Annotated in this window: 17 protein-coding genes; 2 read left to right on the top strand and 15 right to left on the bottom strand. The window is 43.5% G+C overall.

Going from position 1 to position 14,870, the window contains the following annotated elements; genetic code table 11:
- A partial coding sequence (locus tag IH879_00260; GenBank protein ID MCH7673365.1) for an amidohydrolase family protein occupies positions 1-432 on the top strand: 432 nt, incomplete at its 5' end.
- An 18-nt stretch (positions 433-450) separates the two neighbouring features.
- Here IH879_00260 and rnc read toward each other — a convergent pair.
- The 14 genes from rnc to IH879_00190 all read right to left on the bottom strand — a co-directional run bounded on the left by rnc (position 451) and on the right by IH879_00190 (position 12,689).
- Complete coding sequence (gene rnc, locus IH879_00255) at positions 451-1,212, bottom strand: ribonuclease III (protein MCH7673364.1); 762 nt, start codon at positions 1,210-1,212, stop codon at positions 451-453.
- 181 nt (positions 1,213-1,393) lie between these two features.
- Entirely contained in the window at positions 1,394-2,650 is a 1,257-nt protein-coding gene (gene fabF, locus IH879_00250) for a beta-ketoacyl-ACP synthase II (protein ID MCH7673363.1), read from the bottom strand.
- Positions 2,651-2,700: 50 nt separating this feature from the next.
- Entirely contained in the window at positions 2,701-2,943 is a 243-nt protein-coding gene (locus tag IH879_00245; protein MCH7673362.1) for an acyl carrier protein, read from the bottom strand.
- 135 nt (positions 2,944-3,078) lie between these two features.
- Positions 3,079-3,819, bottom strand: coding sequence for a 3-oxoacyl-[acyl-carrier-protein] reductase (gene fabG / locus IH879_00240; protein ID MCH7673361.1), 741 nt, complete (start codon positions 3,817-3,819; stop codon positions 3,079-3,081).
- Between the two features lie 101 nt (positions 3,820-3,920).
- Positions 3,921-4,838, bottom strand: a complete 918-nt coding sequence (gene fabD / locus IH879_00235; GenBank protein MCH7673360.1) for an ACP S-malonyltransferase — start codon at positions 4,836-4,838, stop codon at positions 3,921-3,923.
- Positions 4,839-4,874: 36 nt separating this feature from the next.
- Positions 4,875-5,852 carry a ketoacyl-ACP synthase III gene (locus tag IH879_00230; GenBank protein MCH7673359.1) on the bottom strand — a complete coding sequence of 326 codons (978 nt, stop codon included), beginning with the start codon at positions 5,850-5,852 and terminating at the stop codon, positions 4,875-4,877.
- A 4-nt stretch (positions 5,853-5,856) separates the two neighbouring features.
- Positions 5,857-6,879 (bottom strand): phosphate acyltransferase PlsX, encoded by a 1,023-nt coding sequence (gene plsX, locus IH879_00225; protein ID MCH7673358.1) that lies wholly within the window; start codon positions 6,877-6,879, stop codon positions 5,857-5,859.
- Positions 6,880-6,944: 65 nt separating this feature from the next.
- Positions 6,945-7,127: a 50S ribosomal protein L32 gene (rpmF, locus tag IH879_00220; GenBank protein ID MCH7673357.1), complete on the bottom strand. Its 183-nt coding sequence runs from the start codon at positions 7,125-7,127 to the stop codon at positions 6,945-6,947.
- Between the two features lie 19 nt (positions 7,128-7,146).
- On the bottom strand, positions 7,147-7,719 hold the full coding sequence (locus IH879_00215) for a DUF177 domain-containing protein (GenBank protein ID MCH7673356.1): 573 nt from the start codon (positions 7,717-7,719) through the stop codon (positions 7,147-7,149).
- Between the two features lie 20 nt (positions 7,720-7,739).
- Positions 7,740-8,168, bottom strand: coding sequence for a nucleoside-diphosphate kinase (gene ndk / locus IH879_00210; protein MCH7673355.1), 429 nt, complete (start codon positions 8,166-8,168; stop codon positions 7,740-7,742).
- Positions 8,169-8,230: 62 nt separating this feature from the next.
- Positions 8,231-9,103, bottom strand: a complete 873-nt coding sequence (gene sucD / locus IH879_00205) for a succinate--CoA ligase subunit alpha (protein MCH7673354.1) — start codon at positions 9,101-9,103, stop codon at positions 8,231-8,233.
- A gap of 48 nt (positions 9,104-9,151) precedes the next feature.
- Entirely contained in the window at positions 9,152-10,309 is a 1,158-nt protein-coding gene (sucC, locus tag IH879_00200; GenBank protein ID MCH7673353.1) for an ADP-forming succinate--CoA ligase subunit beta, read from the bottom strand.
- A gap of 95 nt (positions 10,310-10,404) precedes the next feature.
- Positions 10,405-11,367 (bottom strand): carbamate kinase, encoded by a 963-nt coding sequence (gene arcC, locus IH879_00195; GenBank protein MCH7673352.1) that lies wholly within the window; start codon positions 11,365-11,367, stop codon positions 10,405-10,407.
- An 8-nt stretch (positions 11,368-11,375) separates the two neighbouring features.
- Complete coding sequence (locus tag IH879_00190) at positions 11,376-12,689, bottom strand: GTPase (GenBank protein MCH7673351.1); 1,314 nt, start codon at positions 12,687-12,689, stop codon at positions 11,376-11,378.
- A 713-nt stretch (positions 12,690-13,402) separates the two neighbouring features.
- Between IH879_00190 and IH879_00185 the strand changes: the two genes are divergently transcribed.
- The gene (locus IH879_00185) at positions 13,403-14,098 is read left to right on the top strand and encodes a response regulator transcription factor (protein MCH7673350.1); all 696 of its coding nucleotides are present in this window, start codon (positions 13,403-13,405) and stop codon (positions 14,096-14,098) included.
- A gap of 50 nt (positions 14,099-14,148) precedes the next feature.
- Here the strand turns inward: IH879_00185 and IH879_00180 are convergent, their stop codons facing one another.
- The gene (locus IH879_00180) at positions 14,149-14,838 is read right to left on the bottom strand and encodes an amino acid racemase (protein ID MCH7673349.1); all 690 of its coding nucleotides are present in this window, start codon (positions 14,836-14,838) and stop codon (positions 14,149-14,151) included.
- Positions 14,839-14,870 lie beyond the last annotated feature (32 nt).

Raw genomic sequence — 14,870 nt, 5'->3', positions numbered from 1 at the left:
TATCACGCGATCGATGATGGCCGCTGGGCGGAAAAACGCATCGGCCATGAGCGGTGTAAAACCACGTACCCATTTCGCACATTTCTGGACAGCGGCGTCAAGATGTGCTTCGGCTCCGACTGGACGGTTGCCCCGCTGAATCCGATTCTCGGCATCGATGCTGCTGTTACCCGGCGAACCACCGACGGCGCTAATCCCGACGGCTGGTTCCCCGAACAAAAAATAACCGTTGAGGAGGCAATTGAAGCATACACCCTTACATCTGCGTATGCTTCCTTTGAAGATCATATAAAAGGCTCGATTGTGCCTGGAAAACTGGCGGATATGATCGTGCTCTCCGAGGATCTTCTTACAATCCGGGCGAACAATATCCGCAATGTTGAGGTGCTCTACACGATTGTAGGGGGAAAACTCGTTTATGCAAAGAAATGATTTTTTAACAAAAGGATATTAAATTATATACAAACTCTTCAACGCCTCTCGAGCTGCCAACTGTTCAGCTCGCTTCTTGCTGTTGGCGGTTCCTGTTCCTAGAACATCATCCTGGATTTTCACTTCGATGGTAAATTCTTTTTCATGATCCGGGCCGTTCACTGAGTGAACTGAGTAGAACGGAGAACCCAGACTCTGACTCTGTGCATACTCCAAAAGCATGCTCTTAAAGTTCTTGTGCAGCTCTTCGGAAATAAGTTCATCGAAGTTACAAAGAACCTTCTGCTCAATGAATTCGCGCGCAGGCTCCAAACCGCCATCGATATAAATTGCTCCCATGATTGCTTCCATAGCATCGGAATTGATCGAGGCTCGTTCTCGGCCGCCTGATTTGTCTTCTGCCTCGCTTAACAAAAGGAAATCTCCCAGCTTCAATGCCTGGGCAATTTTGGCCAAAATTCTCCTGCTGACGATGAGAGATTTCATGTTCGTCAGCTCACCTTCGTCTTTGTCCGGAAAACGCCGGTACAAATGCTCGACAACGACCAATCCCAAGACGGCATCACCGAGGAGTTCAAGCCGCTCGTTTGAGTCGATTCGATTTTCCTGAGCTACTGGTAAATAGGAACGATGTTTGAGCGCCTGGACAAAGAACTCTTCATTAACAAAGTCATAGCCAATCGTTTCTTTGAGTGCCGTAAAATCTATTTGCGGTTTTGAATTGGAAGGAGTTTTCTTAAAACGAAGCTTTAGCCAGTTGAGCATACTAAGATGTAACAAAATTTGGGGTTGCTTAGCGGCCGAAAAGGTGTAATTTAAAGTCAGGGGTCGACTAAGTTCATCCGACCTTACCAAAGGGTTCACCATGAAGAATGCTTATCTTCATCCTGAACTTTTCGGCACCGATCGGGTAAACTCCGTCCAAATTAATTTGTTTGACTTAACTTTTCGACTATCCGATTTAATTTTGATATTTTTTCACCACAATTGAAACGTTGTGGCCGCCGAATCCAAAGGAATTTGAAACAGCAGCCCGAACCGATCTTTTTCTGTATTCATTTGCTGTGTAATCTAAATCACATTCCGGATCCGGCTCTTCCTGATTGATCGTTGGGTGAACCGTATCTTGTTTAATAGACATGGTGGTCACGATAAATTCCACACTACCGGATGCACCGAGTAAATGACCAATCATAGATTTTGTAGAGTTAATATTCATTTTGTAAGCGTGATCACCGAAAACTGCTTTAATTGCATTGGTTTCGGCAATATCACCATGCGGGGTCGAGGTACCATGAGTGTTCACATAGTCAATGTCTTCTGGTGCCAAATCACCATCACGCAGGGCCTTTTGCATGGCAACCCTTGCACCTTCCCCACCGGGTGCCGGGGCCGTAATGTGGTGGGCATCTGCCGTATAACCAACGCCCGCCACTTCGCCCCAAATTTCAGCGCCTCGGTCTAGAGCATGCTCAAGGCTTTCCAGAATAATAATACCTCCACCCTCTCCCATGACAAAGCCGTCCCTGTGTTTGTCAAAGGGCCGGCTGGCTTTTTGAGGCTCGTCATTTCGAGTAGACAAAGCCTTCATTGCGTTAAAGCCACCAATTCCCATGGGTGAAACTGTTGCTTCAGAGCCGCCACACAACATTACATCGGCATCGCCTCGCTGGATAGTTCTGAAGGCCTCGCCAATAGCGTGTGAGCTGGAGGCGCAAGCCGAGACCGTAGAGAAATTGGGTCCTCTTAAACCATATCGTATGGATATTTGGCCGGGTGCAATGTCGGTAATCATCATTGGAATAAAAAACGGACTGATTCGCCGGGGGCCGCGCTCAATGAGCGTGCGCGATTGTTGCTCGAAGGTTTGCATCCCGCCAATCCCCGAGCTGACAATAACGCCGATTCGATCTTTGTCTTCGTTATCAAAATCGATGCCGGAATGTTTTACAGCTTTTCCAGCAGCAACAACGGCAAACTGCGTAAATCGGTCCATTCTCCGGCTTTCTTTGCGGTCGATGAATTCCTCCGGCGAAAAGTCTTTAATTTCGCCAGCGAATTTGGTAGTAAAATCGGCAGTATCAAAACCGGTTATCGTGTCGATACCGTTTTTACCGGCCAGCAAATTTTGCCAAAATTCATGCACCTCGTGACCTAATGGAGAAACGACGCCCATACCGGTGACTACGACTCTTTTTAGTTCTATGGTTTTGGCCATGGAAGACATCTAAATTTAAATAATTTTGGAAATTTTATGAAAAATGTGCTTTATTCTTTGCTCGCCAATTTTGCATCTAAGTACTTGACTGCATCACCAACGGTGTTTAACTTTTCTGCGTCTTCATCCGGAATTTCAATGTCAAACTCCTCCTCAAATGCCATTACAAGTTCCACTGTGTCCAATGAGTCAGCTCCGAGATCATCGATAAATGAAGCTCCGTCCTTTACTTCGCCTGCGTCAACACCCAGTTGATCTACAATTATTTCGTTAACTTTGTCTTTTAGTGCCATTAAACTCTCCTCCTTTATTTGATTAAAATTTTTCTATAACTATTTATTTTGCAATTTTAGGGAGGCCTAAGTAACCTTGCGATTCATAATCGTAACAAGATTTCTCCCTTCGGTCGAAATGACATGGTAGAGATGCTACATCACCATACCACCGTCAACATTAATAACTTGCCCAGTAATGTAAGCCGCATCATCAGAAGCCAAGAATAAAACAACCTTAGCTACATCTTCAGGCTGGCCAAGCTTACCCAGAGGAATGGCATTGGTTAATTCTTCTTTTGCTTTTTCTGTCAACTTGGCGGTCATATCTGTTTGTATAAATCCGGGTGCAATTGCATTCACCCGAACATTGCGTGCTGCTAATTCTTTAGCTACACTTTTGGTCAGGCCAATTACTCCGGCTTTTGAAGCTGAATAATTTACTTGGCCGGCATTTCCTATTTGACCAACTACAGATGCAAGATTAATTATTTTTCCAGACCGCTGCTTTATGAATGGTTTGGCAATGGCTCGAATACAGTTATACGTCCCTTTTAAATTAACGGCAATAACAGCATCCCATTCATCTTCTTTCATCCGCATCAACAAATTATCTCGTGTAATTCCAGCATTGTTTACTAAAATATCAACTTTACCGAATGCCTCAATGGTTTTGTCAATCAGTTGTTGAGCGTCTTCGGCCTGTGTCACATTCGAGACAAATCCTTTAGCCTCGCCGCCCATTTCAGTGAATTGATCAACAACTATTTGAATATCATCCATGTTGAGATCACAAATCACCAATTTTGCACCATTTCTCACCAATTCCAGAGCAATTGCTCTGCCGATCCCGCGTGCAGAACCAGTAACAATTGCTACTTTATCTTTTAACTTCATAAATCGTCTCCGTTTTTGTCAAAATATCCCAGCATTTCAATTAACACGCAAGATATGACTGATTAATTGGCTCAAGAAGCCTGTGAAGACTATTCCAGGATTTAATAACTTTGAAGATTTTCTAATTTATCTATGGATTTTCCGGTGACTTCTCTGTTAATCCGTCTTAAAAGGCCTCTTAAAACTGAACCGGGACCAACTTCATGAAACTCAGTAGCGCCATCTTGAATCATGCTCTCAACAATTTCCACCCAGCGCACCGGACTAGTTAGCTGTTCCGCTAAAAGCTGCTTGATTTCGTCAGGTTGAGTGACTGGTTTTGCGTGGACATTTGAATAAACAGGCATACTTGCCGGCCTAATCTCAACTTCCGCGAGCGCTTTCTGCAGCCCTTCTGAAGCATACTCCATCAAAGGTGAATGAAAGGCACCTCCAACCACAAGCGGGATTGCCCGCTTTGCCCCTTTTTCTTTAGCGATTTCGATAGCGCGATTGACACCGGCAACGGAGCCGGAAATCACAACTTGCCCAGGTGAATTAAAGTTCGCTACCTGAACCACTCCCACAGAACTTGCGGTTTCACAGACCTCCGCGACGACATCCTCTTGCAGGCCAATAAACGCCGCCATAGTCCCTTCGTTGAGTTCACTGGCCTTTTGCATGAGCTCTGCTCGAACTTTTACCAGTCTTAATCCATCTTCGAAGGTCAAAGCTTCCGCAGCGTAAAGAGCGGAATACTCGCCAAGACTATGTCCCGCGGCCATTTCCGGCTTACTATTCTTTTCAAACAAAAGCTTTACTAAAACAGTGCTGTGTACAAAAATCGCCGGCTGAGTGACACGGGTTTGCCTTAGTTTTTCCTCGGGTCCCTTAAAACAAATATCGGCTAAATCAAAACCCAGAATTTGATTGGCGTTCTCATAGGTTTGTTTAACATCTTCAAAGTGGTCATAAAGGTCTTTTGCCATCCCAACAAACTGTGAACCTTGACCCGGAAAAACAAATGCTAATTTGCCGATTTACAACTTCCTCCAAATTCAAAATCGTAAATTGACTTAAAAACGAACCGCGGCCGAACCCCAGGTAAAACCGCCACCAAAGGTCACCATCAGACAAACGTCGCCCTCTTTTAAAATTCCTTTTTGCCGCGCTTCGGCGAGTGCCAACGGAATAGAGGCTGAGGAAGTATTGCCGTAGTCTTGTACGTTTATAAAAACTTTTTCTATCGGCATTTTTAACCGGCGTGCAGTCGCATTAATGATTCTGATATTGGCCTGATGAGGGATCAACAGATCGATCTCATCCGGCGTTAGCCCGGTTTTTTTCAATATATGGACTGCTGCGTCACCCATTGCGGTAACCGCTGCTTTGAATACTTCCTGTCCCTTCATTTTGATATTATTTAAGTTCTCACTTAAAGCTACTTCCGCAGGGAAACGGGTACCGCCGCCGGGCATCCACAACAATTGAGCGAGTCTGCCATCGGTTTTGATGAATGTTCCTAAAACACCACGGCCGTCGCCATTTGCCGGGCCCACCACGGCAGCACCTGCAGCATCGCCAAATAAAATACAGGTTGTCCGGTCTTTCCAATCTAATATTCTGGAGAGAACTTCGCAGCCAATGATTAGGACATTCTTGCTTTTTCCGGATGCGATAAATCCGTCGGCTATACTGAGTCCGAAAAGGAAACCTGAACACGCGGCCGAAATATCAAAAGCGGCGGCATTTACGGCGCCAATTTTTTCCTGGACATAGCAAGCAGTGGCAGGGAATGTGACATCGCCGGTCACTGTCGCGACGATAATTGTATCGATTTCTTCGGCGGTCATTTGTGCATCGTCCAAAGCTTTCTTTGCAGCTTGCGCAGATAGGTCAGAATTCTGAACCTTATCGTCGACTATATGCCGGACTTTCATTCCCGTGCGCTCCTGAATCCACTGGTCACTGGTATCCACTATTTTTGCCAAATCGGCATTGGTGAGAATTCTCTCCGGAACGGCCGCACCTATCCCGCGGATCATTGAACTCACATCGTTATTCTGCATTTTTTCCCTCCTCCATCATTCCGACAAGTTCTTGACTTATCTTTTCATTCACCCGTTGCTTAATCATGGAGCTTGCTTCAATTACTGCGTGCATAATTGCCTTGGGCGTCGAACTCCCGTGGCAAATCATACAGGTTCCGTTTATGCCTAACAAAGGCGCGCCGCCATATTCTTCATAGTCATAAATTCTACGCAACCTCTTAAACGTCGGCTTTAAAAGAAACGCACCGACGTTTGAAAACACTTTTTTCCCAATCTTTCTTTTTAGAGTTTTTGAGTAAACGCCGTTAAAACTCTCAGCAAATTTCAAAACAATATTGCCGATAAAACCCTCGCAGACAATTACATCTACAAGTCCACTCATGATATCTCTGCCCTCGACATTTCCAACGAAATTCAAGTTACTTTCAGCAAGAAGTATATTTCCTTCTTTGTGAATTTCTCTACCCTTTGTCGCTTCCTCACCAATATTAAGTAAACCTACCTTGGGTTCAGCAATATGATAAACATTTTTCATATAAATATCACCCATTACGCCAAACTGTAACAGGTGAATCGGTTTGCATTCCAAATTGGCACCGACATCAATGAGTAAAGTCACCCCCTGTCCATAAGGGATAAGAGAGCCGATGGCAGGACGCCTGACTCCTTTTATCCTACCCAAACTAAAGAAAGCTGAGGCCATCGAAGCGCCGGTATGACCTGCAGTTACAACGGCATCGACCTTGCCCTGTGTGTGCAACTCCATCGCAACAACAACAGAAGCATCAGGTTTTTTTTTCAAAGCAGCGGTAGGAGACTCACCCATCTCGATTTTTTGAGATGCATGAATAATTGATATTGGATATTCTTGGATTCTAAAATGTCTGGAAAGAATTGAACTTATTGTGGATTCGTCTCCAACAAATACGACTTCATATTCGCCTTTCCCAGACTTCGCGGCTTCAACGCCTCCATGGATGATAGCTTCGGGGGCATAGTCCCCGCCCATAGCGTCAATAGCGATCTTCATTATTTCTTAAGTTATTGTGGTTAGGCCCCCCCATAGACATTAACCTCAATCTCCACTCTACAAGATTAAACTTCTTTTGGAACAAAGACAGAGCGCCCATTATAATAGCCGCAATTTGGGCAAGCATGGTGCGGCAGTTTTGGTTGATGACAGTTAGAGCATTCTGCTACATTCGGCGCAGTCAGTTTCCAATGCGTTTTTCTTTTGTCTCTCCGTGATTTCGAATGTCTTCTTTTAGGTAATGGCAACTGTTTCTCCTTATTTAACTCAATTTACACCTGGTGATTCGTTTCTTAATTTTTCTAAGCCCGCCCATCTTGGATCAACTGCAGTTTTTTTGCAATTACATTTCGCTTCATTCAAATTTATACCGCAAGTCAAACACAAACCCTTGCAATCATCCGAACACACAATTTTCATCGGGATGGTTAAAAGCAGGTTCTCTTTTAGTCCATAGGTCAGGTCTATTGGGGTTCCCGGCTTGAGTAACCGAACGACTTGCTCGTCATCGTATTTAACCGTTTCTTTATCTGAAGTATAAAATATAGAAAATTCATCTTCTAAAACATCGGCAAAATCGACCAAGCAACTATCACAAACAAAACGAACCCGAGTCCTTGCCTTGGAAGTTATATAAACGTTTTTCTCGCCTTTATTTACGGTACATTTTAAAGCTATTTCTGTAATAGAAAAATTTTGTTTTTCCAGATCCAACTCAGAGCTATCTAAGTCGAATTCAAAGATATGGACGCCGTTGTTTAAGCTGTGAACGTTTATTTTCATACATTCAAGGTCTGCAAGTAAGACGATTAATGTAAGATTTCTTTCGCCAAGAGTCAAGAAAAAATTGGGTGAGCTAATTAAGCTGGATTATTCTCAACAAGTTCCTTTTCAGAAAAGAAGAAGCCGATTTCAAGTTTTCCATTTTCAACAGAATCAGAGCCGTGGACAATGTTGTTTTGCTTACTTTCGGCAAAATCCCGGCGGATACTGCCTTGCTCAGCTTCTACCGGATCGGTTGCGCCTATAAGTTTTCTGAAATCAGCGACTGAATTTTCTTTGGCCAGAGCCATCGGGACACATTTTCCTGAACTCATGAACTGCACTAAATCCTGAAAAAACGGTCTCTCCTTATGTACTGCATAAAACTCACTGGCGGTTTCTTTTGTTAAGCGAACCATCTTCATTGCAAGAATCTTAAAGCCTGCTGCTTCAATTCTATCTACTACTTTACCTATTTTATTTGCTCCCACACAATCTGGTTTTAAAATTGCTAACGTTAGCTCCAACTTGTTCTCCTTACGTTAAAAATTGAAAATTCCAATCCTGAAATAAGTTGATAAAATATTGTTTAGTTTAAAGCTCTCTGCATCGTTGCACCGATATCTGCCGGGGTGTCAGCCACATGAACGCCGGCGTTCCGCAAAATCTCTGTTTTTTCAGTTGCGGTCCCTTCGCTTCCCGAAATAATTGCGCCGGCGTGTCCCATCCTTCTTCCTGGAGGCGCCGTTCGACCGGCTACAAAAGCAACTACCGGTTTGTCCAGATTTTCCTTTATATAAGCAGCGGCCTCTTGCTCAGCCGTTCCGCCAATCTCACCAATCATAACAATCGCTTCAGTATCAGTATCACTTTTGAAGACTTTAAGCGCATCGGTAAACGTTGTACCAATAATCGGATCGCCGCCAATTCCGATGCAAGTTGATTGACCGATTCCTAAGTCGCTAAGCTGCTTCACAGCTTCATAGGTGAGTGTGCCACTTCGAGAAATAAGACCAACCTTGCCGGGTTTATGAATAAAACCGGGCATGATTCCGATTTTGCATTTTCCCGGTGAAATAACCCCGGGACAATTCGGGCCGATGAGGCGAGTGCTGCGATCTTTTAAATATGCGTGGACTTTTAACATATCTAAAGTTGGAATACCTTCTGTGATGCAAACCACCAAAATAATTCCGGCATCTGCGGACTCCATAATTGCATCAGCGGCAAATGGCGGCGGTACAAAAATAGCAGATGCATTCGCCCCTGTCTCTGCAACCGCTTCATTTAAAGTATTAAAAACAGGCACCTTGTCATCGAACTTTTGGCCGCCTTTACCCGGCGTGACACCGGCAACAACATTTGTCCCGTATTCAATCATCTGGCGAGTATGAAATGACCCTTCACCTCCAGTTATCCCCTGAACAACAACTCGAGTGTTTTCATCAACTAATATGCTCAATTTAGTTCTCCTTCGCGATTTTATAAAAACTTCGTCCTTAAGTAATAATCAAGTGATTGCTGCAACTATTTTTTCAGCAGCCTCCTGAAAACTTCGTCCAACCTCGAAAGATAAGTCAGACTCTTCCAAGAGTTTTGCGGCTTCTTCCGCGTTTGTGCCTTCCAGTCTAACCACTACTGGCACCTTAATATCTATTTTCGAAGCTGCCTCAATGACGCCCTTAGCAACACGATCGCAGCGCACAATGCCGCCAAAAATATTAATCAAAACCGCCTTGACATTTTTGTCGGACAACAAAATTTTGAAGCCATTTTCCACGGTTTCGGCGCTTGCGCCGCCGCCAACGTCTAAAAAATTAGCCGGTTCAGAGCCGGCAATTTTTATCATATCCATAGTCGCCATTGCCAGGCCTGCGCCATTTACCATGCAGCCCACAACACCGTCCAGCTTAATATAGTTTAAGCCATATTTAGATGCTTCAACTTCCAGCGGTTCTTCCTCATGCAAGTCCCGTAGTTCAGCAAAGTCTTTATGACGGTACAAAGCATTGTCATCGAAATTTATTTTTGCATCTAAGGCGAGCACATTGCCATCTTTGGTGACAACAAGCGGATTAATTTCCGCCATTGAACAGTCCGACTCTATAAATGCTTTGTACAACGCACTGAAAAACTTTAAAGCATTCTTTACCTGTTCACCTTTCAAGCCTAAACCGAACGCTAACTTTCTCGCTTGAAAAGGCTGCAACCCGACTGCAAGATCGATGTGTTCTTTTATAATTTTTTCCGGAGTTTCGCTGGCCACCTTTTCAATTTCTACACCGCCTTCGGTACTGGCCATAAAAACCAGTTGGCTTTGGGCACGGTCTAAAACGATTCCCAAATAAAACTCGCGTTCGATATCCAACCTTTCTTCAATCAAGACCTTACGGACTTCTTTGCCTTCCGGCCCGGTTTGATGGGTGACGAGATTCATGCCGATCATTTCCCTTGCGAAAGCTTCGGCTTCGTCAGCGTTTTTGGCAATTTTTATACCGCCCCCTTTGCCGCGACCGCCCGCGTGTATTTGGGCTTTTACAACTACAGTCCCCCCTAATTCAGCGGCAAACTTTTTGGCATCGGCCGCTGTTTCCGCCAGATGGCCGCGAGGCACCTCAACGCCAAAATTTTTCAATATTGCCTTTGCCTGATATTCGTGAATTTTCAAATTTACCTCCCTTACATTAGGATATTCAAAATTTTTTGAAACAATTCTTAATAATAATCGACAAAAGCGGCTATAAATTTATTTAATATCTCGGCTTAAGCGACAATCTTTGTTCCCGTTTTTCCTTCAGCAGCATCCGTCATTTTCTCAATTGAGCTAATAACCACTTCTTTGCCACCTTCTTCGATAAAATTGATAGCCGCTTGAATCTTCGGCCCCATACTGCCTTCCGGAAATTGGCCATCCTCCAGATACTGTCTGGCTTGTTGGACTGTCATTTTATCCAGTTGAATTTCATCCGGTTTGCGAAAGTTTAAAGCAACTTTTTCAACAGCGGTTAAAATATATAACTCCTCGGCCTTAATATTTCGTGCCAGGATCGCCGCTGCCAAATCTTTGTCAATAACCGCATCGACGCCTTCATAAGTCCCATCCTTTTCAACATAAACCGGAATCCCGCCACCGCCACTGCAGATTAAAATGGTGCCGTTTTCAACCAAATGTTTGATGGTTTCTTTCTCAACAATTTCAATTGGAACAGGAGATGGAACAACCCTGCGGTAACCTCTGCCGGGATCCTCTTTTATAATCCAGCCGCGCTTCTGTGTAACTTCATCTATTTCCGTCTCTTTTATATAAGGGCCGACGAACTTGGCCGGCTCTAAAATAGAAGGATCATCCTTATCTACAATTACCTGGGTCAAAATTGTGGAGACTTCGCGTTTAATTCCGGCAAGATGCAGTTTATTTTGTAATGTCTGCTGGATCATATAGCCCATGCCGCCTTGTAAATCCGCAACAATGACGCCCAGAGGCAGCGGTGGAACCAAATGCCGACTTTCCTCAACCCGAATCAGGTTGTTTCCAACTTGCGGGCCATTGCCGTGCGTGATTGCCAGGCGGTAACCTTTTTTTATAAGGTGAAGAACACCCAGGAGACTCCGGCGCGTATTTTCAAATTGCTGCGCTATGTTTCCTTCCTCGAATTCCCGTGTAATGGAATTTCCCCCAAGTGCGACCACCGCAATTGTGCCGCTATTTGAATCATCCACCGTCATACTAGGCTCTATGCAAACTTTTGGAGGACGTCCTCCAGATTCGGTTTACCAACCTCCTGAAGATCGTAGGTCACACGAACCGCGGGTTTGTTTATATTGATCAATTTCCTGAGATCAATCGGCGTACCGATAATAACCACCTCACAGTCAGTATTATTAATTGTCGTCTCCAGATCCTTCATTTGCGCAGAATCGTATCCCATGGCAGGCAAAACCCTACCAACTTCAGGATAAATTTCAAATGTCTTCTTTAAAGAACCTGCAAGAAATGGCCTGGGGTCGACAATTTCCGCAGCACCGAACTTTTTCGCCGCGACCACAGCTGCTCCAAACTTCATTTCACCGTGGGTGAGGGTCGGCCCGTCTTCGACAGCTAAAACTTTTTTACCTCTAATAATAGACGAGTCTTCAACGGAGATAGGAGACACTGCATCAATTACAATTGCTTTGCCATTTAGCTTAAGCGCATTTTCCCGCACTTTCTCAATATCTTCCAGCTTCGCACTTCCCTCTTTATTAATAACTACCACATCAGCCATGCGCAAATTGGTCTCACCGGGATAGTATCTCAGCTCATGCCCGGGCCGAAGTGGATCCGTGACAACAATATGCATGTCAGGTTTAAAAAAAGGTGTATCATTGTTGCCGCCATCCCAGATGACAACATCTGCCTCTGCTTGTGCCTGGGATAAAATCTCCCCATAATCTATTCCTGAGTAAACGATTGATCCCATTGCCAGGTGCGGTTCATACTCTTCCCGTTCTTCAATTGTGCAGTCGTGTTTTTCTAAATCGTCATAATTCGCGAACCTTTGGCACTTTTGCGCGACCAAATTCCCGTAAGGCATCGGATGGCGTACAATGACTAATTTCTTACCCATTTCTTTTAGAACCGATGCTACTTTCCGAGTGGTCTGACTTTTACCACAACCGGTTCTTACTGCACAAATTGCAACCACGGGCTTTTTGCTTTTTATCATCGTTTTTTGCGTATTTAGCAAAACAAAGGATGCGCCGGCTGCATTTACTGAAGCAGCACGGTGCATAACATATTCGTGGGAAACATCGCTATATGAAAATACCACTTCATCGATTTGCTTCTCTTTAATCAAGCATTCCAGTTCATCCTCGTGATGAATTGGAATGCCATCGGGATACAGGCTGCCTGCTAACTCAGCAGGATACGTTCTACCTTCGATATCCGGAATTTGAGTGGCTGTAAAAGCCACAACCTTGTACTTCTCATTATCCTTATATAATAAATTGAAATTATGAAAATCTCTACCAGCTGCTCCCATTATGAGAACTTTCGTTTGCTGCATAAAGCCTCCGGTTGTTTAGTCAACTAATTCTCAAATAATTCGGGGAGAATATACCACAATTAAAATCAATTTGCAAGGTCTTTTTAGGCACAAAATCTTAATTAGAAGCATCACTTTGCCTAGCTTTTCTTCCCCGGAATCAGGTAAATTCTATACAAAAATACATATCATCGAAAAAAGCAATTATTTATCTCAAAACGTTAATAATTATTGAAATGTTGTATCATTTTGCGAAAAATATGTACTGTTTTCGGTCAGTTGCCCGATTTCTAACCGTATAAAATCTATCTTGAGATAAACAGTATTACCGCAATGTATATAAACGAAACATTATTTCTTTACAAAAATTGCATTTTCCGTCCGCTATTAACTTATTTAAATCGTTAAAGATACCGATATCTTTCTAGAAACAACAATTGCTTTAAAACAGGAAACATGACAAAAAGTGTCTATTAATGGCACAGATGTTGCGAAAAGAACCCACAGATTTCATAATTGAAATTCAAATCACACATCATGGTGTAAAGCAATCGTCTCACACCGGGATCGCCGGATTGCCCTAAACAAAATTTTAAAGGAAGAGTTTAGAGACATTGAATACAAGTTTTGACAAGACAACGTCTCTCGGTGTGAGACCTGAATTAATGGAATAATTCAAATTCTGAAAGTGAAATAAGAATTAAATAGTAACATAACTCTTTGGAGGCCAAACCATGGAAAAGGTAGAAAAAGCGAACATCGTATTTTTTGACAAATCCTTGCTCAACGGCGGCAGAGTTGTAGATGAAATCTTGGAACGAGAAGGCTACGTGCCGAATCATTTCGAGACTCTTCGGAATGCTCTGGAAGTGACAATGCGTACAAAACCTTCGGTTATTATCATCGATCTTGATGAATTTGGAGATAATGCCTGGTCAACCTGTCTGGAACTAAAAGATGACATTGCAACACGCGGAACCGGTATTATCTTGGTTTCATCGACTGATGATGAATCTGTGAAAATCAAAGGTTTTGAGATTGGCGCTGATGATTTCGTTAGCAAGCCTTACAGCAAACGCGAACTCGTTGCCAGAATCAAAGCGCTTGGCCGAAGACTAAATGTAAGCGAAGGAAAAAAGATAAAAGTCAAAGATATCGAAATCAACCTTGATGAGCATCGTGTAAGTAAAGGCGGTAAGCAAATCGATTTAACTTACATTCAATTTAAACTGCTTTATCTCCTGGCATCTCGCAGAATGAATGTATTTTCACGGAAAGAAATTCTCGATAGAGTATGGGGAAAGAAGGTCTACGTCACCAACAGAACAGTGGATGTTCATATCAAAAGGTTACGTGAGAAACTGGGTGAATACAAATACCCGTCTCAATACATTGAAACAATACATGGTACAGGATATCGCTTCCTCTAATATATCATTTTTTCCTCCCTCCGGGCCCCTGGCGTATGCTGGGGGCTTTTTTATTTTCCCAAAGCCAGCTGAACTGCTTTTTCTGCTAAAATTTCAATCGAATCAAAAACGGGTACACTTAACAAAAGATCTTTTGCAATAAGGGAGAGTTCAGTACACCCTAATATTAATCCCTGAACGCCTGTATCGATTAGATCATTTGCCAACGACTGAACAATGGCGGTATCGTTGGAATGGTTTTTTAATTCGTGGATGGCGTTTTGCAAGTTACCATGCTGGCCTTCGTCCGGTGTTATCAACTCAATACTATTTTTTAGCAGCGCATTGTGATAGAGACAGGATTTTATTGTGCCGACAGTGGAAAGTAGTCCAACCTGTCTAAGATCCGGGAGTTCGTTTAAAATTCGATCAACAACGACTTCAATCAGATTGACAATCGGCACATTCGAGCCCTTTTGCATTTCATCATAATAAACATGAACCGTATTGCACGGAATGCAAATAAAATCTACTGATGCTCTTCGAAGAAGTGCAATCGAATCTTTAAGGGCAGGAATCGGGCTTTCTCCCCCCTCCAGGATGGCCTGGGTCCGATCAGGAATTTGAGGATTGTTATAAATAATTACCGGGATGTGTTCTTGATCGGATTGGGCCGGGGTTAGCGCAATGACTCTTTGAAAAAACAGCGCTGTTGCATCAGGTCCCATTCCGCCAAGGACACCGATGGTTTTTGGTGGCATGGTTTTTCTAAACTACTAAACTGTGAAGATTT

The sequence above is a fragment of the candidate division KSB1 bacterium genome, from assembly GCA_022562085.1.
Taxonomy (GTDB): domain Bacteria; phylum Zhuqueibacterota; class Zhuqueibacteria; order Oceanimicrobiales; family Oceanimicrobiaceae; genus Oceanimicrobium.
The sequence above is the reverse complement of the archived record's forward strand: the minus strand, read 5'-3'. Positions and strand labels throughout refer to the sequence as shown.

Coding starts and splice junctions, on each gene's coding strand:
- IH879_00180 (MCH7673349.1), bottom strand. CDS start 14,838: ATGCCACCAAAAACCATCGGTGTCCTTGGCGGAATGGGACCTGATGCA.
- IH879_00245 (MCH7673362.1), bottom strand. CDS start 2,943: ATGGCACTAAAAGACAAAGTTAACGAAATAATTGTAGATCAACTGGGT.
- fabF (MCH7673363.1), bottom strand. CDS start 2,650: ATGGCCAAAACCATAGAACTAAAAAGAGTCGTAGTCACCGGTATGGGC.
- IH879_00185 (MCH7673350.1), top strand. CDS start 13,403: ATGGAAAAGGTAGAAAAAGCGAACATCGTATTTTTTGACAAATCCTTG.
- plsX (MCH7673358.1), bottom strand. CDS start 6,879: ATGAAGATCGCTATTGACGCTATGGGCGGGGACTATGCCCCCGAAGCT.
- arcC (MCH7673352.1), bottom strand. CDS start 11,367: ATGACGGTGGATGATTCAAATAGCGGCACAATTGCGGTGGTCGCACTT.
- fabG (MCH7673361.1), bottom strand. CDS start 3,819: ATGAAGTTAAAAGATAAAGTAGCAATTGTTACTGGTTCTGCACGCGGG.
- IH879_00190 (MCH7673351.1), bottom strand. CDS start 12,689: ATGCAGCAAACGAAAGTTCTCATAATGGGAGCAGCTGGTAGAGATTTT.